Here is a 24,494-nt window from a genome sequence, read left to right as displayed (position 1 = left end):
ATCGACTTTTTGCCTAATTAGCCTAGCTGGATATAGAGTTTTGCTATTCTGCAAAGTATTACGCTTTAAAATCGAGATATTAAAGCGAATCCTCAATCAACAGCGCTTTTAGGAAATATACATGAAAATATTAGTACGTAATCTAGTCCGTAGTACCTCAGAAAATGAATTAAAAGAATTATTTCAAGAATTTGGAACAGTTGGTTCTTGTACTTTGGTGATCGACAAAGTGAGCGGCGAGTCAAAAGGGTTTGGTTTTGTGGAAATGGCTAACGCTAGAGAGGCTAAGGCTGCGATTCAAAACCTAAATTATAAAAATCTAGGTGGCAATAAAATACGGGTCAAAAAAGCCGAAGATAAAAGCGTTGCCGATCCATCTGAATAAGTAATTTGAGCTGTTATCTAGCTTTCCTCAGCGGTTATTTTTTAAAACAAACTGGATGTAATGAATGAGTCAGTCAGTTAAACAGCATATTAGCAGCGTGGCTTTATTGGTAGATAGTTACGCCAATGCTATTGATTTTTATACTGATAAATTAGAATTTGACGTTATTCAAAATGTCGATGTTGGTGACGGTAAACGATTTGTTCAGATATCGCCAAGAGATTCAACCAGCTCAAGTTTGTTGTTGCTCAAAGCAGAGTCAGAGCAACAGCTTGCTGCTATGGGAAATCAAGCTGGCGACAGCGTTTTTTTGATTATACAAACCAATGATTTTTGGCGAGATTATCAAAAAATGCAATCCAAAGGCGTTGTCTTTGATGAACAGCCGCGCGAAGAACCTTATGGCACTGTTGTGGTGTTTCAAGATTTGTATGGAAATAAATTCGATCTTATTCAGGTTAAAACAGATTGAGATAATCGATGATGTAAAGCCGACAAATGCGGTGATTTGTTTAACTCGATAATGAGCACAGGATGCATTTCATATGTTTTTGATGGTTAAAGTCTTCTTACTGCTTGCTGCGTTATCGTTACATGATGTCGTAGCAAAACCCGTTCCTCCCACTTTATTATTCGTTGTGCCGCTATCTATTATTAGTTTTATTTCCACTGTTGCTATTTGGCATACGCTTTTTTTAAGCCTAATTTTGAGTTTGGCTGCTTTTGTGTATTTCTGGTTATTGTCTTATTTTCCTTCTGGGGGCAAATACTATGCAATTATGTTGCTAGGCGGGATTGGTTTAATGGCGATTTAACTGCTTTACTTAACAGATTATTACTAAATTACATAAAACCATGAAACAGGCTATCAAGGGTTATCATAAAGACGACGAAATGCATTGGGTTGCCGAACTTGATTGTGGTCACAATCAGCACGTCAGACACACCCCGCCTTGGGCCAATAGACCTTGGGTGGAAACGGCGTCTGGAAGGAATGCCAAACTGGGTTTTATGTTGGATTGCAAAAAATGTGATCGAGGTGAACCTAAAGACAACTAAAAAATACTGCTATCATAGTTTCATCTTAGTTGCTGGGTGGGAATTTAATGTCTGAAATACTAACAATCATCTTACTTACCGGTTTATCGGGGAGTTGTATTCTCATCGGTGGAATTTTGGCTAGCTTTGACCATATTCGCCCGCTTTGGATTGAGCGCGAAGTACGCCATGGTGTGATTGCTTTTGGCGGTGGCATTTTACTCGGTGCGGTGTCAGTTGTATTAGTGCCTGAAGGCATTGCCAGTATGGGCCATTCTATGTTCTCTATCCCGATTGTGTTACTCGGCGGAGTGGCTTTTTTTATTGTTGAAAAGCGACTCGGCTTGAAAAAGCATGATTCACCGCAGTTACTGGGAATGATGTTGGATTATATTCCCGAAGCAATTGCACTAGGCGGTTTAGTTGCGCTGGGTTCCCCAGTGGCACCTTTGTTAGCATTGTTCATTGGTTTACAAAATTTGCCTGAAGGTTTTAATAGCTACCGAGAAATTAACCATAACAACGGCAACAAATCTTCTAAAACACTTTTAACCATGAGTGCATTAATTCCATTGGGGCCTATTGCTGGGATTATCGGTTACGTTTTTTTATCAGATTATGAAGCAGTTTTAGGCGCAATTATGTTGTTTGCCTCAGGTGGAATTTTGTATATTATTTTTCAAGATATTGGACCACAATCACGTTTGGCTAAACACTGGGCCCCGCCACTAGGAGCTGTCGTTGGTTTCTGCTTGGCACTTTTTAGTGACATGTTGGTGACTAGTAGCTAATTGTCACTCTGGTATTCTGAGATCATCTAATATTCATTTTAAAAGAAGTCGTGCATGAAAATTAAAAGACTAGCCACATGTGTATTGTTGTTAAGTTTGACAGCTTGTCAGCCAACCTCTCCAATCCAAACCGTGAATTATGAAGCGCAAGGTAATTTGCAATCATCCACTATGCTAGGTTGCGTGGGCATTGATGATGTAAATTCGTCGCACACGCCTGCCGATCTATTTTTAGGTTTAACAGAGTGCATTGAACAGGATGAATTTGATAAGGCCTCAGATCTATATTTAGTGGCTATGAGCTATGGCTATTTTGATACTCGCAGAGTTGCAGATCGTTCTGGCCACCAAGCAATTATGGTATTGAGAATGAATTCCTTTGGCGACCAAGAACAACAAACCTTGAATGAACTATTAACTTACATAAAGCAGAAAACATCGAATAATTCTGCTACCTGTAAAGATCTGAAAAAACTAGGGAAGCCTACCTATATACCCACTTACATGATCCAACATGGCATAGGCTCGTTTACAGAACAAAAACACAGCAATGGTCTTATTGAAGGCTTTGATGCCGACACAGCTTGGCAAGAGGCGCGTTCGGTAGTGGCTAATTGTTCTTAAAACCTACTCTAAACCCTATAAAAAAACGCGCTACTGCTATGTCGTTACAGGCTTATAATTGGTGCGTAAGCGGTAATTACGTTTTAGATAAATAATAAACTTAGTAAAATGTTCAAATGGTCGTATACTCGCCACCCTGGCGAGTATTGCACAGATTTTAAGCGTTAATTGGCGTTTTTTTGCATTTTACATCTCCAGATAATCATCCATTTTCTTTCAATTTAAATTAATTAGGCTTTTGTAAGGTAACAAACGTGAGCGCCATCCAATCTTTGGTTCTGAAAAGTGATAACAGTGGTTTTGACGAAACCTTGTTTGCGGCTATTGCTGATGATTTATATCACCAAGGGTACAGCATTACACCTGTTGCGTTACCAAGTGCGCTTTGCACTTCCATGAGCCAATATCAGCTGAAAATGGACGAGCAACGTTTTAAGGCTGCTGGCATTGGCCGAGGAAATGATTACCTGAAAAATGAATTTGTCAGAACCGACGAAATTTGTTGGATCACCGGAAAATCACCAGAGGAAGTTGAGTGGTTAAATTGGACCGCCCAGCTACAACGCTATTTAAATAGCCGATTGTTTCTTGGTTTGTTTTCGTTTGAAAGTCACTTTGCGCATTATGCCCCCGGAATGTATTACAAACGTCATTATGATGCGTTTAAAGGCGAAGCCCAGCGTGTGTTATCAATAGTGACATACCTTAATTCTGGTTGGGCAATCGATGACGGTGGTGAGTTAGTTCTGTTTACCGACGATAACGACATTGAAGGGATTAAAGTTGTTCCGTTGATGGGAACCATAGTGGTTTTCTTAAGTGAAGATTTTCCCCATGAAGTTTTGCCAGCGCAACGTGATCGCTATTCAATTGCCGGATGGTATCGAGTCAACACTTCTGTTTCTGAGCGAGTGGATCCTCCTTTATAAGTTTTTTGTGCAATCCAGATTTTGCTCTGGCTAGCATCGTCAATCCAATCACAAGAAGGTTAATTTTGAGCTTACAGTAGCGCTGATCAACTGATTCTAAAAAGTTGACGAAAATTAAATTCGTTTCTTTTGATTTCAATCAAGTTATGGGTTTGAAAACGTCCATGTAAGCCTAAATGTATTCCTTATAGCGAGTATAATTTGATAATGCAGTCAGCAATACGAGACTGCATTTGAATCTAATCTGGGCATAAGGAATTAGTATGATGAAAGTTAAAAAACACGGCTTATCTATTGGTATTGAACGAGTAGAACAGAATTTTTTTCTATCCATGCAAATTGTTGGCAAGTTAACTCACGAAGATTATGAAATTATCACACCACTTATCGACTCTGCGCTAACCCAAGTGAAAGATCCGAAAGTTAACGCCTTCATAGATGCAACTGAGCTAGAAGGCTGGGATTTAAGGGCGGCTTGGGATGATTTCAAAATTGGTTTAAAGTACAACAATGAATTCAACAAAATCGCTATTTATGGCAGTAAAAAATGGCAACAGTATGCGGCGAAGATTGGCACTTGGTTTATTTCCGGTGAAGTAAAGTACTTTGACAATCCTGAAGACGCAATGGAATGGTTAAAACCTTAAGTATAGGTGACAAAAACAGTCACCTTTAGTTTTACCATAAGTGGCGAAATTGATTTGCATTTTTGTGGGTAATTAACCTGAGTACAGGAGCAATATGGTCTTTACGCAAGGGCAGTCGGTGCTAAACCGAATCAATAGTTACCCACAAAAACCACGCAACCAGTTGTTATGTTTACGCGACCTAATTTTACGTGTGGCAACTAATACCCCCGAAGTAAAATACCTCGAAGAGACGTTGAAGTGGGGAGAACCGAGCTACCTTAGCAAAACCGGTAGTACCCTAAGAATGGATTGGAAGCCTAAAGATCCAAACAATATCTTCATTTATGTTAACTGCCAAACTAAGTTAATAGAAACCTTTAAAGAACTGTACTGCAGACGCTTGCAGTTTGTTGGCAATCGAGCAATTTTGTTGCCATTGGCTCTCGAATTGCCTGAAACTGAGCTATACCATTGCATAGCACTCACTCTTAAATACCATAAAATTAAACATCTGCCATTGTTAGGGTGTTAAAAACACAGTATTTGCGTGTTAGTATTTTATTCAGATGAAATCGATGAACGAGTCTCAGTCAAGGTGAAAAAAGCCAAGAAAAACCTATTTTTGGTCGAATCTCTTTGTGGTTTTTGCGCGGTTGTTGCGCTATGGATCGCAGTGATAGATTCTGGCTTTATCGTTGGCATGGAAATGATCAGTCGTGGTTTTGAGATTGGTTATTTAATTGTTTTTGGTATTATTTTGAGTTCAGTTGGCATTTGGGGGCTATTCCAATTACTGTTAAAGTTAGTGTTTCCTGATGCCTACGAAGAGAGTATTTCTTTTTATCGTTTTCACCTGATTTGTGGTGGCATTGGCTGCGTGTTGTGTACGTTATTTTTCATCGATTACAATCCTCTTTTCGCCTTCATTTGTCCTTTTCCTTTGCTGGTTTCTAGATACCTTTATCGTAAAAAATTACGCTTTGAACAGTTTGAATGTTGTTAACTGTGTCGGTTGTGCAACTAGCTAGGTTTACCATAGGCTTGGCTTGGATTTATCACGGCTTAGTGCCTAAGCTGTTGCATGTTGCGCCGTTGGAAATGTTGATGACAGCCAGCCTTGGGTTTTCCCCCCAGCAAAGTTTAATAATTACGCGATGTGCCGGTGTGGCTGAGATAATTTTGGGGGTTGCTTTGATTTTGTTTTACAAAAATAGGTTACTCATTTACTTTAGCGCTCTTAATTTGGCAGCTTTGTTGATATTCACGTTAATTTTCATTCCGCAAATTTTAGTGGAAGCATTTAATCCAGTGACAACAAACATTCCACTAATTGTGTTGAGTTTTGTGTTGCTACAACAGACTCCGCGGCAACAGACGAGATTAACCGGAAGTGGAGAATGTAATGTGCACAGAAGTAGTATGGAATAGTAAATGGTAAAACGCATAATGACGTTCTTGGGCTCAATACTGATTTTGCTGGTGGCAATTTATGTTGTACTCCTTATCCTTTTTCAGCAACCCGATAAAACCGTTGCTGAACTTGCGCCTCTATGGGCGCCAGCACCTTCAGAGTTTATTGAGCTAGATGGAATGCAAATTCATCTTCGCGATGAAGGGCCAAAAGATGATCCTCTTCCAATAGTTCTGCTACATGGTACTAGTGCATCATTGCATACTTGGGAGGGGTGGACGCAGGCATTAAAGTCTCAGCGCAGAGTCATACGGTTTGACTTGCCTGGATTTGGTTTAACTGGTCCAAACCCAGAAAATGATTATTCCATTGAGCGTTATAGCAAGACAGTGATTGATGTGATGGATAGCCTTGGGGTTGATCGTTTTGTATTGGCGGGAAATTCCTTAGGTGGTTACATTTCATGGGCAACCGCAGTGTTTTACCCGCAACGTGTTGAAAAGCTTGTTTTAGTCGATGCCAGTGGTTATCCATACCAATCTACGTCGGTACCCTTAGCGTTTACAATAACCCAGCAACCGTTACTTAAATTACTTATAGGCGACATGTTGCCTCGTAGTTTAGTGGTGAAAAGTGTTAAAAACGTTTATGGTGACCCAAGCAAGGTCACACCTGAGTTGGTAGACCGTTATTACCAATTGACCACTCGTACTGGAAATAGGCAAGCGTTAGAAGCGCGCTTTGAGCAAACTCAACCTAGTGAGTTAAGTAAACGAATACCAGAGATTAAGCAGCCTACGCTGATTATGTGGGGGCAAGAAGATCGCCTTATTCCGGTCGAATTAGGAAGACGTTTTCAAGAGGAAATTGAAAACAGTGAGCTGGTTATTTTTGCTACACTTGGACATGTTCCCCACGAAGAAGATCCTGAATCTACAGTCAAAAGTGTGATTGATTTTCTGCAACAGTGAATGATTACAGAAGGTAAAACATGACACAAAATTCGCCATCAGCCAAAGCGTCAACAAGTTCGAATGTGGAAACTCAAAAGGCGGTGAAAATACCGGCGAACGTGCGCGTCATGATCGCTCTTGTGGCCTCACCTACGCTGATGGTTATTGCTTTTTCTGTCTATTCACTTTTTACCGAAAATTGGCGGGAACCCGGTGTCAGTGGGATCATTTTTTCCGCTTTAGGGATATTTGCATACTATGTTGTTATTGTCGGTAGGCTGCCCAACTGGTTTCATTTTAAACGTCAAAAATAAATCCCGATTTCCTTAGCTCTTTGTGATTGTTCAAACCCCTAAATTTGGTATATGCCGTTCTTGTTGCCTTTGCATGGCGTCGAACAAAGTTAACAAAGGTTGAGTATCTGTATCGCACAATATGCTCAACGCTTGGGCCGTGGCTTCTAATGAAGATAAACTATGCTCAAGTGTAGATTTGCGAATACGGTATTGATTGTCAGGTAGGGTATTAAAATGCCAACTTGGCAAAGCATGTAACCAAGGATTCAACTGCCACATCTTAGTCGCTTTACGCCAAGTCGCATCTATCACTATTAACCTATCGGGTAATACGTTCTGAAAGTGTTTTGAGTGCTCTTCCAACGGTTGACTAAAGGCATGGGGATACAACACCCAAGTATTTTGAGAAGCAGCCATGACTTGAGTTTTTACATCAATAAAATCCTGCTGGTTTTCGCCTACGAATATTTCGCTATTTTCAATACACAAGGGAATGAGTCTTGCTGTGTTTTTGCCATGTTTCGATTCTAACGGATGCTGCAATATGGTTAATTGCAGGGGGATTTTTACCTCACTAATAAACGCGCAAATACACACTGTTTGCGGGTACTTACAGCGTCGACAAATGACTCGTTTTTTGATTGCTGGTTTTACGTAAGAGTTTGTCATGAAATATGTTAAGGTTTTTGTATCTCGAAAATGAATCCAAATTTATTATTTTTGGAACTTAATATCAGTCGCAGAGCCTTACTATAGCTGATAATCTATTAGGTATAAAAATCTTCGTGTGTTTGTCTTAATGTCAGACGCTCGTTTAAGGAATATGGATATAAAACATGTCATTTAGCGAAAACGTGGAAGTGATCCCGCCACAATTTGGAACAGACAGCATGGATAGACGCTCTGAGGAAGAAAGTAAAAAGCTTCAGAAGCAAAAGTGGTGGGTATTGAGTATCAGTTTTATGCTGGTATTTGTGGTCGCTATGATTTGGATTTGGACCCGCTCACCAATCTACCAAAGCCAGGCGATAATTCACTTTAGTTATGCTCAGCAGCTGAATAATCAACAAACCGCTGTGCCTGAAGAGCAAATAACCCTCAACAATAAGCGTCTTACCAGCAACCGAATTTTAGATAGTCTAAGCACACAACTGGCTGAGCAGTATTCGTTAAATTTAACCACCGAAGAGCTAGCCAATATGGTGTCTACTGAAGAGCACCTTGATAGCCGGATTATTAATCTATTTACCACTGGCGAAAACAAAAACCATTTACAACCTGTGCTTGAACAATGGTTGGCTTTGTATTTGGCGAGGTTAGAAGAAGAAACTCAGGAAAATACGGTAGAAGATTTATCACTAGGACAAGAAAAGCTCATTGCGCTGGAACAGAAGATTATCGAGCAGCGCGAATTAGTGGAGCAGTATAGTGAAGAAAATAACATTATTTCAATGGAGCGCGATGAAAACCGCGCGTTGTCAAAGATTAAAAGTATGGGGGCCGCGTTAGACACGGCTGAGACCCAGCAAGCAGAAGCTGCGGCAACCTTAGAAAGTGTGAAACAGAGTATCGCCCAAGGAGATTCGGTTATTCACCCTGGCGACAAAAATAGACTGGACGATATTCGCAGTACAATACGAGATACTGAAGCTGAACTATACGAGTTATCGCAGCGATATACCGCTGAATACATGCGCTTAGATCCAAGCATCGTCAACAAAAGACGCAGATTAGAAGAGTTGAAGTCCCGTTATGCTATTGTCGCCGCTGAAAGCCAGCAGAAATTTGTGGAAGATCTACAACGCACAGTGGTGGCCTCTGAACAGAAGCAAAAACAATTAGAAATTCAGCTTGATGAATTGGGTAAAGAGGCGCAGGTATTTAATCAAAAGCTAGAAGAATACGGCCGATTAATGCGTTCACTAAGTCAGTTGCAAGAACAAGCTCAGCAATTGAAGGATCAACTGGTAGAAACTGAAGTACAAAAGCCGTTCCAAGCAAAAATCAACGTATTGGAACAACCCTTTGTTCCAACTTACCCAATATCCCCTAATTATTGGCGAGATTCGGCGATTGCTTTAGCTGCAGCTACGCTGGTGAGTTTGTTTGCGCTGCTGCTATTCAGTTTCATTCATCGCCAAAAAACGCCAGCCCCAACGATGACAAGCTACAATGTTGTTCCTTCTTCTTCAGGGCTGACATTAGAGCAAAAATTGGCGGCACAGCACGCATTAGAGCAACAAAAAAATGCACAATTAGGACATCAACAAACACCCTTACAATTAGCCCAAAACAATGCGCCAAGTGCAGCTCGTTTATTGTCAGAATCTGAATGTGGAAGTTTGTACAAGGTGGCTAATCGTGACGGAAAATTGGCAATTTCATTGATTTTAAATGGTGTCAGTCCTAGCGAATTACTCAATGTGACGATTCAGGATGTTGACCCAGAAACCCAGTCTTTAGAGATCTCTGGAGAGTATGCTCGAAGCGTTCCAATGACCGCCGATTGTATGGAAATTGTTGATAATTTGCGGGCCAATCAAGCTGCCGAAAGTCAATTGTTAGGTGGGCGACACGATGCTCAACAACTCGACCAGATGATGATAAACATCGCCCATGATGCCGGTTTAGCGTTTGCTGAGCAGTTTTCGGTGGCGGCGTTGCGACATACCTATTTGACCTATTTGGTTGTGCAGGGAGCTAGACTTAACGCTCTAGAGCGAGTGGCAGGCTTTGTTAGCCCCACAGATCTGAGTTTGTATCGTCAGGTAAATCGTCGTGGCGAGCCGGTTGATGTTGAGCAACTTAATTTGCAGTTTCCATTAGCATAGTAACGTGAATCAGCAGCACTATGAGCGAATTTGGAATACGGTTTTACAGATTCCAATTGGCAAGGTTGCCAGTTATGGGCAAATCGCTGATTTAGCGGGTTTACCGGGACGGGCTCGCTTAGTTGGTAAAGCGTTAGGTTATGCCCCTGATTCGCTGCAAGTACCTTGGCATCGAGTACTTCGAGCAGACGGTAAAATTGCTTTTCCGGCGCAAAGTGAGCAATCCAATTTGCAAACAGGGTTATTACAACAAGAGAATGTTGCAGTATTTAATAACAGAGTGAAACTGAAGGTATTTCAATGGCAACCTGACTTAGCAGAAATGCTATTTAAATTGAACTACTAAATACTTGATAAATTTAAAGATTATGTAAATGTTCTTGTACCAAACAGCAGTGTGGTTTATGTTTAAGCGTATCTATTTTAAGCAACGAGTTTTCGGCCGGTGTTAAAAGAAATTTCAATTGATGAATTGAAGCCAGGCATGTACGTTCAAGCTATTGTTGAGCAGCGTGGCAATATGAAAATCAAAAGCCAAGGAAAGGTGACTAAACGCGCTATTGTCAGCCAGTTGAAAAAAAAAGGCATCATCCGACTTCTTATTGATCCTAGTAAAGAGTTTACTCCAGAGCCTGAACCAGACGTAGATAATCAACCCTCAGAAGAACAAAAACAGCCCACTAAACGCAGGGGAGATATTACTTTTGACAGTGAAATTGCAGTTGCTAAGCAATTACACGACAAAGGTAAAGTAATTCAAAATAGGATGTTTAAGTTGGTAGCCAAAGGCTTACCAATTGATTTAAAACTGCCTAGAGAATTTACTGAACAACTTGTTGGCTCTATCGATCGTAACCCCAACGCGCTGATGTGTTTAACTAAAATACGTGAAAAAGACAGTTATCTGTTGGAGCATTCCCTTAACGTGGCGATATTGCTTGCGAATTTTGCGCAATTTATTGGCTTACAAGAAATTGAAGTGCAAGAACTCGCGTTAGCCGGCTTTTTACACGATATTGGTAAAATTAAAATACCAGATAGTATTCTGCACAAGCCCGGCCGACTTACCGATCAAGAAATGAATATTATGCGCGATCACGTCTTTCTTGGGATTCAAACCTTAGAAGAAATGGGATTACCTGAACACATTATAAAAATCATGTCAGAGCATCACGAACGTCTGGATGGTTATGGGTATCCAGAAGGTTTACGAGGGGATGAAATTAGCTTATATGGCCGCATGATAGCCATAGTCGACACTTATGATGCGATAACAGCCGATCGCTGTTACAAATCAGGCATGTCTTCTCAAAAAGCCCTCAAAATATTACTGGCTGACTCACCTGTGATGTACGATCAGCCCTTAGTGCAAAAGTTTATTAAATGTGTTGGCGTCTACCCTGTAGGCAGCCTAGTGAAGCTAAACAACGAACAAGTGGGTATGGTGGTCAGTTGCAATGAATTGGCACCATTGAAACCTGTTGTGAAGATCTTTTATTCTGCCCGCACTGGAAATTATTTACCAATCAAAGAGATCGACTTGACCCAAAGCCAAATGAAGGTTGAAAAGGGGGTCAAGCCCAGCCAATTCGACATCGACTTTAATCGTTACTTTGAAGAAAATATAGCCATCTAGCATTTAGTGCAAAATACATATTGTATTAGCACTTAGATGCCTTTTGCGATTGGCTGGCTACTGGCTATTTACCCGACTGATAAGCGCAACGCAATATTTCGCGCATTTGGTCGTCGGTTATGTGTGACGGACACAGGCCCTTATCTACTAACTCTTCTTTTACACATTCCACTGGCTTATCGGCAATGTTAGCGCTGTGCTTTTTGACATAACGTGTTAAATTTTGCTGCAACTTACGAGTTAAACAAGACATACTTCACCTGATACTTCTGGGGTTACCAATCAAAAAAACTGTACTATTCTTATACAGCATAAATCGAACCATGTTTGATATGTTATTTAAAAACAAAAGGTTAAGTGTTTTTGGTGGGGGAGGTGTTTTAGACGCTTGTCAAAAAGTCTGACAGAAAGTGTCAAATATACATCTGATTCAATGAAAGTTATGCACTGAGGTTCGGGTCACTCTGTTAGAGTTACCCACAGAAGAATCAAACAACCTGGCTAACCTCAATGCAGGTTTTTTTAATCATTAATTAAATTATTAGGTTTTAATTTGAAGCCAATTTTAGGCAGACGCAAACATTTAATCTGGACTCCATTACAAATTAAAATATTTGTGCTGGTGGTTAGTTTGTTTAGCATGGTGTTCGCGTTAACTCTGCTGAGTATATACAACGCTGCCTATAATCAGGCTGAACGTCAATTTTTGTCTCGTTTGAACGTGGGCCGCAATGTATTTTTAAACGAGTTGGCGAATGCCAAATCGCAACTTGATCTAAATGTAGAAACGGTTTCCAAAGACTGGGCACTGCGCAGTGCCATTGGACAAGGAGAAGATGAGGAATCTATCCGTACTATTTTATTTAACTTTGGGAGCCGCATAGACGCAGATATTGCCCTAGTGTTAGATAAAAAGTTTAAGCTTATTTCCCAGTATGGTGGGCAGGACAGTCAAGTTGCCCAAGCCTTAGGCCGAGAACTGAGTGACGAACAAAAACACCAAGCTTGGATCACTATGATGGGAGAACAGCCGTTTTTGGTTTCCGCTGAGCCTATTCGTGCTCCCGGCGTGATTGGCTGGTTAATCATGGGTAAAAAGCTCAACTTAAGCCTGTTCGAGCGAATTAAAAGTTTAATTTCTCTTGATATCAACCTTACTGTTGTCAGCGATAATCAAGCACTGCTTCCGCTATCGACTATTGATAACGACGAATTGTTAAATGATGCTATAAGAAACGCCAGTCTAATGTTGCCAGACGAAAACCGCGCTATCGAGTTTCAAACGGTAGACACCCATGACACCGTATTATTGCCATTTGTGCTGTTTGAAGATAATCGCCGACAGTTTGTCGTGGTATTGCAAGACTCCATTCAGACTTGGTTGAATACCTTACGACAATTTATGCTCGAGTTACTGCCATTCTTCGCGGTGGGTTTATTGTTAGCGGTGATTGGTTCCTACTATATTGCGCGCAGTATCACTCGACCCGTAGGTCGACTGCTGGATGCGGCTAAATTGGTCGCCAGCGGCAAATACAGTGATGCAATTCAGGTATCCGAAAAAAGTGAACTTGGCGAATTGGCGCTGGAGTTTGACAACATGCAGCAAGCTGTTATGCAGCGTGAACAAAAGATAAAAGATCAGGCCGAAGAAATCAGGCAAACCAATAAAGCCAAATATCAAATTGAAATTGTGCAAAAAGAGCAGGAGTTGGCGAAGTCTGCCAATGAAGCTAAAAATCGGTTCTTAGCCAATGTCAGCCACGAAATACGCACACCGTTGAACTCCATTATTGGATATACCCAAGTACTAGATGATAGCCAAGCAAGCGTTCAGGAAAAACAGCAAGCAACGCGAGCGATAAACAGTAGCGGCCAATATCTGTTAAATATTATTAATGATGTTTTGGATTTATCTAAGATTGAGGCAGGCAAAATCCACCTGCAAAATATCGATACGTGCACCGTCAGTTTATTAAATGAAGTGCAGTCCTACATGCGCCGTTTTGCTGAAGAAAAAAGCTTACAGTTCAATTTGCAACTGCACTTCCCGTTGCCCCATTATATCAATACAGATCCCACTCGATTGAAGCAAATATTGCTTAATTTGTGCAACAACGCCATTAAATTCACCGACCAAGGCCAGGTGGAGTTGCAGGTTTATTTTGATAGTTATAAACGACGTTTAATTTTTGTCGTGTCTGACAGTGGCGTGGGCATGAGTGAAGAGCAACAGTTGCGCCTGTTTACCGCCTTTTCTCAAGGAAGTTCTGCGATTAATCGTAAATATGGAGGCACAGGACTCGGTTTATATATCAGCAAACAACTGATTGAAATTATGGGGGGGCATATTAAAGTCACCTCTCAAGAGGGCGAAGGTAGCCAGTTCGCTGTTTATTTACCTTGGTCTGAAGCCCGCAATAAGGCAATGCTAACATCCCAAAAAGAAGCCGATGATATTGCCCAGCAGTACCAACACAACGACCTAAAAATACCACGCCTATCGGGACATATTCTGTGTGTGGATGATAACCAAGACAATTTACAGTTAGTCGCCTATTTACTCAGAAAAACCGGTGTGAAAATTAGTTTAGCAAGCCGCGGCATTGAGGCACTAGAGCTTGCGAAACGACATAACTTCGAATTGGTATTAATGGACATGCAAATGCCCGATATGGACGGTTTAGAAACAACTCGCAGATTGTTAAGTTCGGGTATTCAATGTCCTATTTTGATGCTCACCGCCAATGTTGATAGCGAAAGTATTAAACAAGTGATGCAGGCAGGGGCATCAGGGCACTTTGGTAAACCCATTAAGACCGAGGCATTTTACGCTAAATTAAGTGAGTTGATGGATTTGCATACGCATAATCCAATAGAGCACCAAACCTCTCAGCCTAGCAGCGAGTTTGAGCGATTAATTGAAGACTACAAAGCTAGCTTTGGGACCAAAATTAGCGATATCCAAAGCGCTGTTAAACAGCAAAATTGGAATGAAGTGCAGCAACTTATGCATAAATTAAAAGGCTCTGCGGGTAGCTACGGATTCGACCGTATAAGTGAATTAGCGAAACAAGTGGAAGATAATTTAACTCAGCAACAATCTGAAGATGCCACCGCAAGCCTAACGCAATTAATTGAATTGATGAGAGATACACGCGCCGAAAAAAGATAAGGATAGTTTCGCTAATCTTACAGAGTTGACATATTAGTGTTAATCTTTGCGTTTAGATATACTCTAATTCAGTCGCATTTTTAACCAACAAGCGCAAATCTCAAGACAGGGAAGTAACTTGAAAGTACTCGTTTTCTTACTGCTAGCCACTATTCTGCTGACCGCATGCAGCAAACAACTAACCGTTGATACGCTTTATGCAAGTTGTCGAGATAAAACCGAACACTCCATCGTAAACTACATGGCGCAATTTCAGGTACTAAACGATATTAGCGGTGAAGAGCTCATCGGCTTGTTTGATTCAAAAGTGAGTAAAACTGAAAGTGTCGATCTATGCCAATGTTTTGTCAGCAAGTTTAAAAAACAAAGCGTCGAGGTACAAAATAAAACCCTAACGGACATCCAATCGATTAATGAGCAGCTAAAGCCAGAACTAAAACTATTTGCTAAAAAAGGCATACTCGGCAGAATAAGCTATCGAGATGAATATCAAAAAATTGAGAGCTTTATGCCAAAAATAGCCAATGTTAAACGCTTAATTAGGCAGGCAAGCGAGAACAAATACAAGCAGCAAAGGTGTTTGTTGTAATCCATTTTTTTCGCAACTAAACAGATTAATATTTATATAATAAACCCACATAAAACGTACGACCGCTGGTAGTTGAGTTGTACGCTCGATCGGTCGAATCACTGTATTGCTCTTCTCGTTGATTAGTAAGGTTTTGTGCTTCTAAGCTGAATTGCCACTGCTGATTCAACTGCAAGCTAAAACTCGCATCAATATATAAGGTTGAATGAAAACCAGTTTCATCTTCGTCTTGTAAAGTCATTGGATTGACTTGATGGATATAATTGTCTCGATAGGACGCTGAAATCCGCCCACTAAGGGTTTTGTCGTCGTAATATAATGTTACCGCAGCGGTTTTTTTCGATAAATAAGGTAACGCCTTTTGAAACAAAAACTCAGCGTCGTTATTGTAGTAATTCTTCGTTCCATCCGTATAGTTAAAGTGGCCAATTAGGCCGACGTGTTGCCATCTAGATGTTAAATACGACCACTCGAAGCGCAGCATTGTTTCAAAACCCAATAGAGAAACTGACTCAGCATTTTGATTAGTGACCAGAGTAATGACAGAGCTGTCAGATAGATTGTTAGATTGCCATTTGTTTTCTAGTCCCGTTTCAGCGAGTGTTAATGATCTTGCGTGTGGTGCAATAAAATCATCAATCGATTTGTAGAAAGGCGTTACTGAAAATGATACGTGATCTCTTGCTTCCCATTCTAACGAGACGTCAATATTCGTCGAGGCATAGGGTTTCAAGTCTGGATTTGAGGCATACATAACTTGGTCGGTAGGGTCATATTCAGCATAGCCCTTCAAATCGCTAAGTGAAGGACTGGCTAAATTACGAGACAAACTGAATCTAACCGCATAGCTTAACGATGGTCGCCAAACCACATTCACACTGGGCAACCAATTTACATGTTTGTTGCTATGCTCAAGACGGGAAAATTCATTCACAACATCTGTTGTTTCTTGTTGGTAACGACTGCCTGCCACCACTGTAAACTGCTTGTATTGCCACTTTAATGTAAAAAAAGAAGATGATTTTTGTTCTGTTAAGTCGTCATCAAACTGTTCAATCAAAGCAACATTATTCGTTAGTGAATAGGGATCAATTCCAAAGTGCTGAATGGCATCGTGGGTTTGCAAGCCTAACCAACTAACGTTGGGATGAGAATCAACTAGCTGGGTATATTCCATGGGTAAGGATTGTGCTGTTGTTGACCATGCATCTAACAATAAATTAGTTTGATATATAGATAATGTTTGGGTGTCAAAGGTCGTGTGTTCAGCTCCAAATTGCCATAACAGGTTAGGTGTGAATTGATATTTTAAGGCTATTCTGCCGTGTTGGTAGCGGGTCGTCTCAAAATACTCTTCTAGATCAATTTCTCGCATTTCCCAAAGATCTCGCTGAGTTAGATCACTTGCATATTGAATATCCGCAAAAAACCGGTCAGCGCGGTAATCGATACTAATATCTGACATGCCTTGGGTATAAATCTTATTGCTGGTGGGAATTTCAAAGTCAGATTTCTCTAATCCTATCAGTAACGCCAATGACCATTTTTCCGATAGGTTAAATGCGCTGTTAAATACCGCTTGTTTGTAGGTTGTTTTGTTATCTTGGGCTCGGCTTTCCGTGGCTACTCTGGCATTGTTAAAAGCACTGTAGACTAGCTCATTATTGGCGTTCAACTGGGCATCAACGAATTCGGTTATGCCAGGTATTATAGGTGTTGATTGATCGCCTCGTGGATATAGGTGAAACTCATTTCTAGTTGCACCTAACGCTGCGTGTAAAATGTCTAAACGTGCTGAAGACTTCTCACCTTGGTATTCCAAGGCCAAGTTTAGCCCTCGCCGTTGTTGTTCGCTTCGCCATAACGAATAACGATTGCCTCGCGGCATAATAACTTCATTGTTGGCGAAGCTTTGTTGTACCTCGGGAGCTAAGGCGTCTAGTGAAATTCCGGTAGGTGTGATTGCCCGCCATCTAATCGTATTTGCACCGCGTTCCTCTACGAACCTTTTTCCATAAGAGGCGGACAATAATGCCCCCCAATTACCCCATGTATTGGAGATTAAACCTGTTATACGGGGCGCGGTGTTATCTGAATATTCGTTCTTTCCAAGTTGTGGAGCGAGCACAAATTGAAATCCTTTTTGCGCAAATGGACGATTAGTTTGCAGTGCTAACGTACCCGCTAGCCCCCCAGTAATTTGTTCTGCACTATAGGATTTTAGCACTTGCGCTTGACTGAATAGTTCAGATGAAAACACGTTGAAATCTAATGACCGATCATGTTGTTTTTGCACACGACTGTCCATCGGCGAATCGTTGTTTGCCAGCACGGGCATGCCATTTATGGTAACTAAGGTAAAATCAGGAGAAGTTCCTCGAAGCGAGACTTGTCGACCTTCCCCTGCTTCTCTGGTGATCACCACCCCTGGAATTCTTTGCAATGACTCGGCCATATTAATATCGGGATAATTCGCCATATCATCAGATGCTAATGCATCTGATACCGCCACTGTGTGGGTTTTTATCTGTTTCGCTTTATCTAATGAAGCCCGCAGACCCGTTACTATGATTTCATCGATGTTGCTTTTTGCTGTGTTGGGGAGGTTTTTTACGGCTCGGGATAATTCAATGCCATGGGGGGTGATAGCGTACTTCCATGGGCTTTGGCGGGTCATTTTCTCTAGAGCGGCTGAAAGACTATATAAGCCTTCGATATTTACTTTATTTTCGCTGTTATTGCCGACGCCATTGATCACAAATGGGACTTGATAAACTAAGGAGATGCGTTTTATCGCCGCCTCAATCGAGCTGTTTTGGATCTGAATAAATTGTTTTTTTTCAGTGTTTGTCTGCAAATACTGGGTGTTTTTAGCCATGGCCGAGGGCAAACAAAAAAACACACTGAGTATTAACCCGTTTACCGGGGCATAACGGCGGTATTGCCGATTATTGTATCTACTTTTAATGGCGAAACTAAATCCTAGCATTAACAATAAAGCATTTAGAAAACCGAATGCATATTGAATAAAGGTGTTTTTACTAATTGCTAAGCAGGATTTTGTCGGCTTCATAGGTCACAGTGAATTGGTGCGCGCTGGCAATAAGGGCTAACGACTGTTCGGCCTTATCAAGTGGGAAACGTCCACTAATTTTGCGATCAAGCAGTTCTTGAGAAGCAATTTCTACAGGCTGTTCAATGTAACGTTGCATATGCGCTACTACGTCTTGCAGCGGTTGTTGTTCGACTTCCAGCCAACCGCCGCGCCAAGCCGGTAGCATAGGTAGCTGTTTGGATGGCAATCTACTGGCTTGTCCATTTTCGAGCAGAAGTTGTTCGCCTTTGGTTAGAGTGAACACGTCATCTGCGTTTATTTGCACTCGCCCCTCATAAACGGTAACCAAGGTGCGAGCATTGGTATGGTCTACATCAAATGAGGTGCCTAACACACGTATTTGCATGTCCCCCACATCAATGACAAACGGACGATTTTTATCTTTGGCAACATCAAAATATATTTGCCCTTGCTCCATTAGCGCATATCGAGACGTACTGGTTTGCTGCACATTTAGTTGGCTATTCGCATTCAAGTGAACTTGTGTACCATCTTGCAAAACTTGAGAGGAGCGAGCACCTACAGGGGCTTGAATTTGCTGTTGATAAACTGCGTGGGGTGCAGCGACTAATGGCGACGAATCATCGGGCTTATTTTGCAAAAACAATAAAAAAGCGCTAATAAGCGCGATACAGAACAGGCTCGCGGCTATGTTGGTTGGATTGAATTGATAGAAACTAAAAGTATGGGCTTTGTGGTTATTCTGGGACTTATTCCTGACCGCGTTTTTATCATCTGTGCTAGGTTTTTGACTAACATTCATTGCCGCAGTCAGTTCTGCTGATTGCATTAGTTGACTGATTTTGCGGTAAGCCTCTGCATTTTTGGGCGTGGTTAACCAGCGCTCAAATTCTACAGTTTGTTCAGCGTTAAGAGAGTCCTGTTGATCAAACCAATCTGCGGCTTGCTCTATTGTATGTTTATTCATGTACTGTTCTCAATGTACCAGATGATTTTGCATCAATTTCTTTATTAAACGTCTAAACATAAGGAAAGGTGACAATTTTTATGCTCATTTCCAATCATTTTTTTCCGCGCATAAAGCAATATCTACCATGGCACGATTAATGTGTTTTTTTACAGCCTCTAACGACAACCCCAGCTCCGTTGCAATTGCTTCTCTGCTCATCCCCTCTAGGCGGCGCATTCTAAATACTTGTTGTCTTAAGGGCGGCATCTCATCCATTACCTTTGACAGTATTTTTACTTGCTCGAGTTTAATGAAATCATCTTCTAATCGCTGACCTTGTGTATACTCGTCGACCATATCAGATTGGCTTAGATGTTTTTTTTCCGTACGCCAATGATCAAATAAAGCCGATTTAGCAACTGTAATTAAGTAAGCCAGTGGATTATTCAACCTTTGTTCTGAATCTTGTTTTAGGTTATTTCGAATCGTTCGCAACATGGTTTCTTGCAGCACGTCATTGGTCACATCAGCGTTTTGTGTTCGCGCGTGTACAAAGGTTCTGATTTTCGGCATCAGCTTAATGAAAGGATCGTTTTTTTTCATAACAGTATTCGCTCGAACTTATAAAGTCGAAATACGAGGCAATCCTAACCCTATATTTGGTGACACCAATAACACTTTGAAATTTATCTAAAAGTAAGACAAAACTGCTCAGTGAAAATTTGCTAGTCAGGCCAATCAATAGTCAGCATTACAACCACGCGGGAGCGCGATAATACGGTTTTATTGTGACAATTTAGTGACAAATTGGCGTTGAAAAAATATATAAAAAAACCTGTCCCCTTATTAATTTTAGCGCCGTCTTATGCGCAGAGAACCTTGATGGATATCGCCAACTTGAAGCCTGATATTCGCCATGAAAATTACTTTTATTAATGAGGAAACAGCCATGAAATTGAAACATTTCACTCTAACGTTAGCCGCGGTAAGTGTGCTTAGCGCCTGTAACATTGGCGACGACAATGACGCTGAAGTAAGTGCACTGCAAGCGCAAGTCGCACAACTGCAAACCGAACTCAACAACATAGACACAGCGAATGAAGCGGAAGTTGCCACTTTGAACGCGACTGTTGTTGCGATGCAAGCACAGATAGATGCTATGACTGCAGAGTTAGTGACCTTACAAGAAGCATCTAACAGTGCCTCAACAGATGAAGATATTGCTGCTTTGCAGGCTGAAATTGAAGCCCTGCAAACAACGTTAGATGCGTTAACGGCACAAGCCCCGGTATTAGGCAGCAATGCCACAACAGGTGCAAACATCCTACCTGAAGATGCAGATAAGGTTTTACGCTTTGCTATCTTTCCAGATACCCAAGGCCGAGATGATGACAACATGTCTTTGTATGTTGACGTTGATAAAGACGGTAATACCTTGTCGATTAAAGAATACGTTGGTGTCGATTACAATGGTGATGGTTATTATGATGCTGGAACTGAAAGTCAGAATGACGCGGTTAAAGCCAATGATTGGGATGAAGATGGTATTAGCTACTTAGTTAACGTTGAAGACCCTTTTCACCCGTATATCGAAGTAGATAGTGACGGCGAGCCCATAGTTGTTGCACCTGAAGATCGTAAAGATTTTGGTCCTGACTGGAAAGTGCTACCTTTACCTTTAGTAGAAGCGGTTACCGATAAAATGATTGAGCTAAATGTCGATTTGGTTCTAGCCACAGGCGACATTACCGAATACCGTGCTGAATCTGACTATGTGCAGTGGATGGAAAAAGTGGCAGGGCCACTAAGAGAAGCTGGAGTAAGTGTTTTCCCGGCACGTGGAAATCACGAAATCGTAAATGGTAGAAACTGGCCTGCATGGTTTACTAACGAACAAGAGTGGGAACGTCAGTCAGTCAATAATGTTTACAACGATATTAACCCTTATGAAGGTTACGAGCAGGTTGATTTTGACCAAGGTTATAAGCTGTATCAAGCATACACAGGTTCGTTAGTTCGTGAACATTTAGATAACGGTAAAGCAGTAGGTTTTCCTGGTGCAGAAGATTTGGTTTATTATTTTATTGAAGATAAAACCATGTTTATTGCTTTAGATTTCTACTTTGCAGAGCTGTATAGCAGCGCCTACAGAGGTACGTGGACAATTTTAAGAGAATGGTTAAAAGAAGTCATTACGGCCAATGCCGCAGAGGTTGATCATATTGTCGCTTTCGGACATGAACCGTTATCAACTAAAAAACGCCCACAAACTTATCAAGTCGAAATTTACGATGCCTATGTAGCAGATCGAATTGCTTTGCAAGAAGCTAAAGATGCGGCACAAGCAACGTTAGATAATGCCATTGCAAACAATGTGTCTGCTGAAGAAATTGCGGTTTATAGCAATGCTTTAGAAACGGTAACCAGCGCATACGAAGAACTAGAAGAGCCAAGTTTGAATGGTTACGATATAGGTCAATTAGGCTACTTGCAATTGCAGGATGAAGCCGAACCTGGATTGGCTGCGGACATATTAAACTTGTTCAACAATTACCAAGTTACTTATATTGCAGGGCATGATCACCAATATGCTCGTAGTTTAATTCATCCTACATCAGAAGATAAAGATACCGCCAATGGATTCACCCAAATTATTGGTGGTAACGCATCATGGAAGGCCTATGAAGATCTCTATGGTATGCACGATGATCACGAAACAGGCTTATTCATTAATAACTTCTACGACACTATTACAGGTGGGAATTTAACCAACAGTGAAGGTACCAAATACGCAAGTGTCAGTTCTGACCTTGGCAATGGTATTTCATTTGTACTTGTTGAAGTGAATGGCCGTCAAATTACCACTAAGGCCTATTACGCAGACCATAGCTTAACTGAAGTGGATATGAATTTGGGCGCGCATTATGATTACGATAGTAACGCTTGGTGCACCTATTCTGGCGATTACATGGTAGCAGGCGCTAGCACAACACAAACATGTGACCAAGTTGAGTGGCAAGTGTTAGATGAAAATACGCGCACCACAGATGCGACCGTACGAGTTGTAGCACCAGATCAAAACTACTACGCTCACTCTGAAGCGAAAACAGAAGATGGCTATGTTGGTTCTCAAGCAACCATCATTGATGGCTACAACCTTACGTATAACAGCTCATATGCCGCAACTGTTGGTGAAGTTGAGCGTCTTCGTGAATTGTTCTCCATGAGTTGGTTTGTCGATGAAGATGCCACTACTCTATCGGATGTGTTATTCCTAAGCGGAAATCAAACCCAGGAAGGTTCGTACTTTAACCAATATGGTGACCTAGTTACGCCTATCATCGATGTAGACGCAGGTGTTTTAGCGCAAGGTGAGTCTGCGTCGTTAACCTATGTTAACCAAAACGGTGAGCAAGTGAATAATCCAACCCACACAACGCGTGATGGAATATTTGTCAAAGGTACTGATATTGAAGCATCGTTAAATCCATCGCTTGCTAATGGTAACCCGAGTGGTAATGATGCTAATTGGAATGGCCGCTACCTAGCTGATGGTTTAGATTTTGCCGACGCCATGACATTAGTAATGACCGCGCCTGAAGGATATACTTTGACTGATTTAACCATCGGCCGTTTCGATGAAGCAACTCAATCATGGGTACCCGCGTTTAGTGATGAATGTTATATCGAGAGTGGTTATTCTGACCATTACTCTACCTATTACAGAATCACAGACCAACACCCAGAAGGTGGTTTCCAAGTGTCCAATTGCCAACAACGCTACTGGGGCTATGTTAAAGATAGCAACACAATCTGGGGATTTGTGCACACCGACGGTAAATTTGCAGTCATAGAAAAGTAAGATTGAATATAAAATCTATTCACCCAATGAAGGCATAAACAAGCTTACATTGGGTTATTTAAAAAGCCTATCGTGACGATAGGCTTTTTTTGTAGCGCTTATACGGACTTTATAAAATCGATAATATAAATAGCAAAGGTTCAATATCCAGGGTATTTATTCCATATGGCATTATCAAAACTCTGGTTTGACGCATAAGGACCAATGCCCCAAGTTGGAAATTCAAACAAATCTTTGGCTATCTCTGCGATGGTTTCGGATAATTCCAGCTGTTGAACAAGTTGCTGATCAATACTTGTCACGCCATAAAGCGCTCCCCATAAATTGCCAGAGATAGCTCCAGTAGAGTCAGAATCGCCATCATGGCTTACGGATATGCTCATCAGATGATTAAAATCATTGGCGACTATTGCACAATATAATGAAATGGCGAGTGCCTCTTCGGCTATCCATCCTTCACCCATTTGTTGAATCGTTTTTGCATAATCGCTTTGTGTTTTCGATAGACTTAAAGCTTGCTCGATGGCATTAATGGTTTCTTCAGCGCTGCGTTGTTCTTTAAGTATTGGGATAACGGAAAGTGCGGCGTCGACTAAGGTGTAACCGTCTAATATCTGATAAATGATGGCGGAAAATGCCCCCGCGGCCAAATAGCCAGTAGGATGACCATGAGTAAGTTGTGCGGTATTACAGCCAAGCTTAAAACACTCCTCAAGGGTAAAACTGTCTTTTAAGCGCCAGCAAAATAAACCGATAGGCGCAACACGCATCACCCCCCCACAACCTTTACTGTCATTGAATGCTAACTCTTCAAATCCCCCTGCTGTGCTGAGTGCATTTAGGCAAGTGTTACCGGGGGCGCGCTGGTCGTGGAGCTCTCGGTATTGCCAAAGAAATCCGTCATTGCTTATGGTTAAATTACTCGGCGAGGAGTGGGACTGGGTTTGTAACCAGCGCTGATAAGCATGACCAATACAGCCTAACCACGAAGTCGCGCCTTTATGCTTCCCCCGCACATAAGCCCTCAACAAACCTTCTGCGGTAAAAAGCGTCATCTGGGTATCGTCTGTAATCGCCCCAACTTTGCCATAAGCTGGTAACAATGATGTGACGCCTTCTTTGCCATGCAAGGCAAGAATGCGTTCTCGTGATATGAATTCTACAGGCGCGCCAAACGCATCACCTATAGCCCCGCCAAGCATACAGCCAATGAATTTATCATGTATTTCAGAATTGATTGATTCAGACACGGTATTCCCTATTTATTAACCACTGGCAACTCTAAACCTCCCTTGTCGAATTCAAAGCGGTTTGAGAGCC

The 24,494-nt window shown here is 41.4% G+C and carries 25 protein-coding genes; 19 read left to right on the top strand and 6 right to left on the bottom strand.

Features of this window, described 5'->3' with window-relative positions:
• Positions 1 to 121 precede the first annotated feature (121 nt).
• The 13 genes from ABWV72_RS17065 to ABWV72_RS17005 all read left to right on the top strand — a co-directional run bounded on the left by ABWV72_RS17065 (position 122) and on the right by ABWV72_RS17005 (position 7,074).
• Entirely contained in the window at positions 122 to 385 is a 264-nt protein-coding gene (locus ABWV72_RS17065; protein ID WP_216047708.1) for an RNA recognition motif domain-containing protein, read from the top strand.
• A 64-nt stretch (positions 386 to 449) separates the two neighbouring features.
• Positions 450 to 857, top strand: a complete 408-nt coding sequence (locus ABWV72_RS17060; protein ID WP_353371939.1) for a VOC family protein — start codon at positions 450 to 452, stop codon at positions 855 to 857.
• A gap of 73 nt (positions 858 to 930) precedes the next feature.
• A complete protein-coding gene (locus tag ABWV72_RS17055) occupies positions 931 to 1,200 on the top strand; it encodes a hypothetical protein (protein WP_303501689.1) in 270 nt (89 codons plus the stop codon).
• Positions 1,201 to 1,240: 40 nt separating this feature from the next.
• Positions 1,241 to 1,444, top strand: coding sequence for a DUF3565 domain-containing protein (locus ABWV72_RS17050; RefSeq protein WP_353371937.1), 204 nt, complete (start codon positions 1,241 to 1,243; stop codon positions 1,442 to 1,444).
• A 47-nt stretch (positions 1,445 to 1,491) separates the two neighbouring features.
• Positions 1,492 to 2,214 (top strand): ZIP family metal transporter, encoded by a 723-nt coding sequence (locus ABWV72_RS17045; protein ID WP_353371935.1) that lies wholly within the window; start codon positions 1,492 to 1,494, stop codon positions 2,212 to 2,214.
• A 54-nt stretch (positions 2,215 to 2,268) separates the two neighbouring features.
• The gene (locus ABWV72_RS17040) at positions 2,269 to 2,838 is read left to right on the top strand and encodes a hypothetical protein (RefSeq protein WP_353371933.1); all 570 of its coding nucleotides are present in this window, start codon (positions 2,269 to 2,271) and stop codon (positions 2,836 to 2,838) included.
• A gap of 254 nt (positions 2,839 to 3,092) precedes the next feature.
• Positions 3,093 to 3,767 carry a 2OG-Fe(II) oxygenase gene (locus ABWV72_RS17035; protein ID WP_353371931.1) on the top strand — a complete coding sequence of 225 codons (675 nt, stop codon included), beginning with the start codon at positions 3,093 to 3,095 and terminating at the stop codon, positions 3,765 to 3,767.
• A gap of 266 nt (positions 3,768 to 4,033) precedes the next feature.
• Complete coding sequence (locus tag ABWV72_RS17030; RefSeq protein ID WP_216047907.1) at positions 4,034 to 4,414, top strand: SpoIIAA family protein; 381 nt, start codon at positions 4,034 to 4,036, stop codon at positions 4,412 to 4,414.
• A 94-nt stretch (positions 4,415 to 4,508) separates the two neighbouring features.
• Positions 4,509 to 4,928: a DUF1801 domain-containing protein gene (locus ABWV72_RS17025; RefSeq protein ID WP_252728966.1), complete on the top strand. Its 420-nt coding sequence runs from the start codon at positions 4,509 to 4,511 to the stop codon at positions 4,926 to 4,928.
• A 15-nt stretch (positions 4,929 to 4,943) separates the two neighbouring features.
• Positions 4,944 to 5,399 carry a hypothetical protein gene (locus ABWV72_RS17020; RefSeq protein ID WP_353371929.1) on the top strand — a complete coding sequence of 152 codons (456 nt, stop codon included), beginning with the start codon at positions 4,944 to 4,946 and terminating at the stop codon, positions 5,397 to 5,399.
• Positions 5,390 to 5,824, top strand: coding sequence for a DoxX-like family protein (locus tag ABWV72_RS17015; protein ID WP_342805936.1), 435 nt, complete (start codon positions 5,390 to 5,392; stop codon positions 5,822 to 5,824). Before ABWV72_RS17020 ends, ABWV72_RS17015 begins: the two co-directional genes overlap by 10 nt.
• 3 nt (positions 5,825 to 5,827) lie before the next feature.
• Positions 5,828 to 6,778: an alpha/beta fold hydrolase gene (locus ABWV72_RS17010; protein WP_252728968.1), complete on the top strand. Its 951-nt coding sequence runs from the start codon at positions 5,828 to 5,830 to the stop codon at positions 6,776 to 6,778.
• A 20-nt stretch (positions 6,779 to 6,798) separates the two neighbouring features.
• Positions 6,799 to 7,074: a hypothetical protein gene (locus ABWV72_RS17005; RefSeq protein WP_252728970.1), complete on the top strand. Its 276-nt coding sequence runs from the start codon at positions 6,799 to 6,801 to the stop codon at positions 7,072 to 7,074.
• Positions 7,075 to 7,104: 30 nt separating this feature from the next.
• Here ABWV72_RS17005 and ABWV72_RS17000 read toward each other — a convergent pair whose 3' ends face one another.
• Complete coding sequence (locus ABWV72_RS17000; protein WP_353371926.1) at positions 7,105 to 7,725, bottom strand: tRNA-uridine aminocarboxypropyltransferase; 621 nt, start codon at positions 7,723 to 7,725, stop codon at positions 7,105 to 7,107.
• A 167-nt stretch (positions 7,726 to 7,892) separates the two neighbouring features.
• Between ABWV72_RS17000 and ABWV72_RS16995 the strand changes: the two genes are divergently transcribed.
• From ABWV72_RS16995 to ABWV72_RS16985, 3 genes are all read left to right on the top strand, one after another.
• On the top strand, positions 7,893 to 9,887 hold the full coding sequence (locus tag ABWV72_RS16995) for a tyrosine-type recombinase/integrase (RefSeq protein ID WP_353371924.1): 1,995 nt from the start codon (positions 7,893 to 7,895) through the stop codon (positions 9,885 to 9,887).
• A 4-nt stretch (positions 9,888 to 9,891) separates the two neighbouring features.
• On the top strand, positions 9,892 to 10,233 hold the full coding sequence (locus ABWV72_RS16990) for an MGMT family protein (protein ID WP_216047717.1): 342 nt from the start codon (positions 9,892 to 9,894) through the stop codon (positions 10,231 to 10,233).
• A 99-nt stretch (positions 10,234 to 10,332) separates the two neighbouring features.
• Positions 10,333 to 11,523 (top strand): HD-GYP domain-containing protein, encoded by a 1,191-nt coding sequence (locus tag ABWV72_RS16985; protein ID WP_353371922.1) that lies wholly within the window; start codon positions 10,333 to 10,335, stop codon positions 11,521 to 11,523.
• A 64-nt stretch (positions 11,524 to 11,587) separates the two neighbouring features.
• On the opposite strand, the gene ABWV72_RS16980 is transcribed toward ABWV72_RS16985, so the two are convergent.
• A complete protein-coding gene (locus ABWV72_RS16980) occupies positions 11,588 to 11,776 on the bottom strand; it encodes a hypothetical protein (RefSeq protein WP_216047719.1) in 189 nt (62 codons plus the stop codon).
• 300 nt (positions 11,777 to 12,076) lie between these two features.
• On the opposite strand from ABWV72_RS16980, the gene ABWV72_RS16975 reads away from it, so the two are divergent.
• Together ABWV72_RS16975 and ABWV72_RS16970 are read left to right on the top strand one after the other, a co-directional pair.
• Entirely contained in the window at positions 12,077 to 14,698 is a 2,622-nt protein-coding gene (locus ABWV72_RS16975) for an ATP-binding protein (RefSeq protein ID WP_353371920.1), read from the top strand.
• Between the two features lie 118 nt (positions 14,699 to 14,816).
• Positions 14,817 to 15,287: a hypothetical protein gene (locus ABWV72_RS16970; protein WP_353371918.1), complete on the top strand. Its 471-nt coding sequence runs from the start codon at positions 14,817 to 14,819 to the stop codon at positions 15,285 to 15,287.
• 25 nt (positions 15,288 to 15,312) lie between these two features.
• Here ABWV72_RS16970 and ABWV72_RS16965 read toward each other — a convergent pair whose 3' ends face one another.
• The 3 genes from ABWV72_RS16965 to ABWV72_RS16955 form a co-directional block, all read right to left on the bottom strand.
• Complete coding sequence (locus ABWV72_RS16965; protein WP_353371916.1) at positions 15,313 to 18,360, bottom strand: TonB-dependent receptor; 3,048 nt, start codon at positions 18,358 to 18,360, stop codon at positions 15,313 to 15,315.
• Complete coding sequence (locus ABWV72_RS16960) at positions 18,329 to 19,330, bottom strand: FecR family protein (protein ID WP_303501710.1); 1,002 nt, start codon at positions 19,328 to 19,330, stop codon at positions 18,329 to 18,331. Before ABWV72_RS16960 ends, ABWV72_RS16965 begins: the two co-directional genes overlap by 32 nt.
• A gap of 84 nt (positions 19,331 to 19,414) precedes the next feature.
• Positions 19,415 to 19,915 (bottom strand): RNA polymerase sigma factor, encoded by a 501-nt coding sequence (locus ABWV72_RS16955; RefSeq protein WP_216047723.1) that lies wholly within the window; start codon positions 19,913 to 19,915, stop codon positions 19,415 to 19,417.
• A 346-nt stretch (positions 19,916 to 20,261) separates the two neighbouring features.
• On the opposite strand from ABWV72_RS16955, the gene ABWV72_RS16950 reads away from it, so the two are divergent.
• On the top strand, positions 20,262 to 23,174 hold the full coding sequence (locus ABWV72_RS16950) for a metallophosphoesterase family protein (RefSeq protein WP_216047724.1): 2,913 nt from the start codon (positions 20,262 to 20,264) through the stop codon (positions 23,172 to 23,174).
• A gap of 140 nt (positions 23,175 to 23,314) precedes the next feature.
• On the opposite strand, the gene ABWV72_RS16945 is transcribed toward ABWV72_RS16950, so the two are convergent.
• On the bottom strand, positions 23,315 to 24,424 hold the full coding sequence (locus ABWV72_RS16945; RefSeq protein WP_353371913.1) for an ADP-ribosylglycohydrolase family protein: 1,110 nt from the start codon (positions 24,422 to 24,424) through the stop codon (positions 23,315 to 23,317).
• Positions 24,425 to 24,494: the final 70 nt, after the last annotated feature.

The organism is Aliiglaciecola sp. NS0011-25 (assembly GCF_040370605.1).
GTDB lineage: Bacteria > Pseudomonadota > Gammaproteobacteria > Enterobacterales > Alteromonadaceae > Aliiglaciecola > Aliiglaciecola lipolytica_A.
The sequence above is the reverse complement of the archived record's forward strand: the minus strand, read 5'-3'. Positions and strand labels throughout refer to the sequence as shown.

What these genes read in the sequence shown, in the direction of transcription:
- ABWV72_RS17025 (WP_252728966.1), top strand. Translation starts at nt 4,509, where the DNA reads ATGGTCTTTACGCAAGGGCAGTCGGTGCTAAACCGAATCAATAGTTAC.
- ABWV72_RS16950 (WP_216047724.1), top strand. Translation starts at nt 20,262, where the DNA reads ATGAAATTGAAACATTTCACTCTAACGTTAGCCGCGGTAAGTGTGCTT.
- ABWV72_RS16955 (WP_216047723.1), bottom strand. Translation starts at nt 19,915, where the DNA reads ATGAAAAAAAACGATCCTTTCATTAAGCTGATGCCGAAAATCAGAACC.
- ABWV72_RS16980 (WP_216047719.1), bottom strand. Translation starts at nt 11,776, where the DNA reads ATGTCTTGTTTAACTCGTAAGTTGCAGCAAAATTTAACACGTTATGTC.
- ABWV72_RS17040 (WP_353371933.1), top strand. Translation starts at nt 2,269, where the DNA reads ATGAAAATTAAAAGACTAGCCACATGTGTATTGTTGTTAAGTTTGACA.
- ABWV72_RS16960 (WP_303501710.1), bottom strand. Translation starts at nt 19,330, where the DNA reads ATGAATAAACATACAATAGAGCAAGCCGCAGATTGGTTTGATCAACAG.
- ABWV72_RS17065 (WP_216047708.1), top strand. Translation starts at nt 122, where the DNA reads ATGAAAATATTAGTACGTAATCTAGTCCGTAGTACCTCAGAAAATGAA.
- ABWV72_RS17045 (WP_353371935.1), top strand. Translation starts at nt 1,492, where the DNA reads ATGTCTGAAATACTAACAATCATCTTACTTACCGGTTTATCGGGGAGT.
- ABWV72_RS17055 (WP_303501689.1), top strand. Translation starts at nt 931, where the DNA reads ATGTTTTTGATGGTTAAAGTCTTCTTACTGCTTGCTGCGTTATCGTTA.
- ABWV72_RS17050 (WP_353371937.1), top strand. Translation starts at nt 1,241, where the DNA reads ATGAAACAGGCTATCAAGGGTTATCATAAAGACGACGAAATGCATTGG.
- ABWV72_RS17030 (WP_216047907.1), top strand. Translation starts at nt 4,034, where the DNA reads ATGAAAGTTAAAAAACACGGCTTATCTATTGGTATTGAACGAGTAGAA.
- ABWV72_RS16965 (WP_353371916.1), bottom strand. Translation starts at nt 18,360, where the DNA reads ATGAAGCCGACAAAATCCTGCTTAGCAATTAGTAAAAACACCTTTATT.
- ABWV72_RS16995 (WP_353371924.1), top strand. Translation starts at nt 7,893, where the DNA reads ATGTCATTTAGCGAAAACGTGGAAGTGATCCCGCCACAATTTGGAACA.
- ABWV72_RS17005 (WP_252728970.1), top strand. Translation starts at nt 6,799, where the DNA reads ATGACACAAAATTCGCCATCAGCCAAAGCGTCAACAAGTTCGAATGTG.
- ABWV72_RS17060 (WP_353371939.1), top strand. Translation starts at nt 450, where the DNA reads ATGAGTCAGTCAGTTAAACAGCATATTAGCAGCGTGGCTTTATTGGTA.
- ABWV72_RS17015 (WP_342805936.1), top strand. Translation starts at nt 5,390, where the DNA reads ATGTTGTTAACTGTGTCGGTTGTGCAACTAGCTAGGTTTACCATAGGC.
- ABWV72_RS17000 (WP_353371926.1), bottom strand. Translation starts at nt 7,725, where the DNA reads ATGACAAACTCTTACGTAAAACCAGCAATCAAAAAACGAGTCATTTGT.
- ABWV72_RS17010 (WP_252728968.1), top strand. Translation starts at nt 5,828, where the DNA reads ATGGTAAAACGCATAATGACGTTCTTGGGCTCAATACTGATTTTGCTG.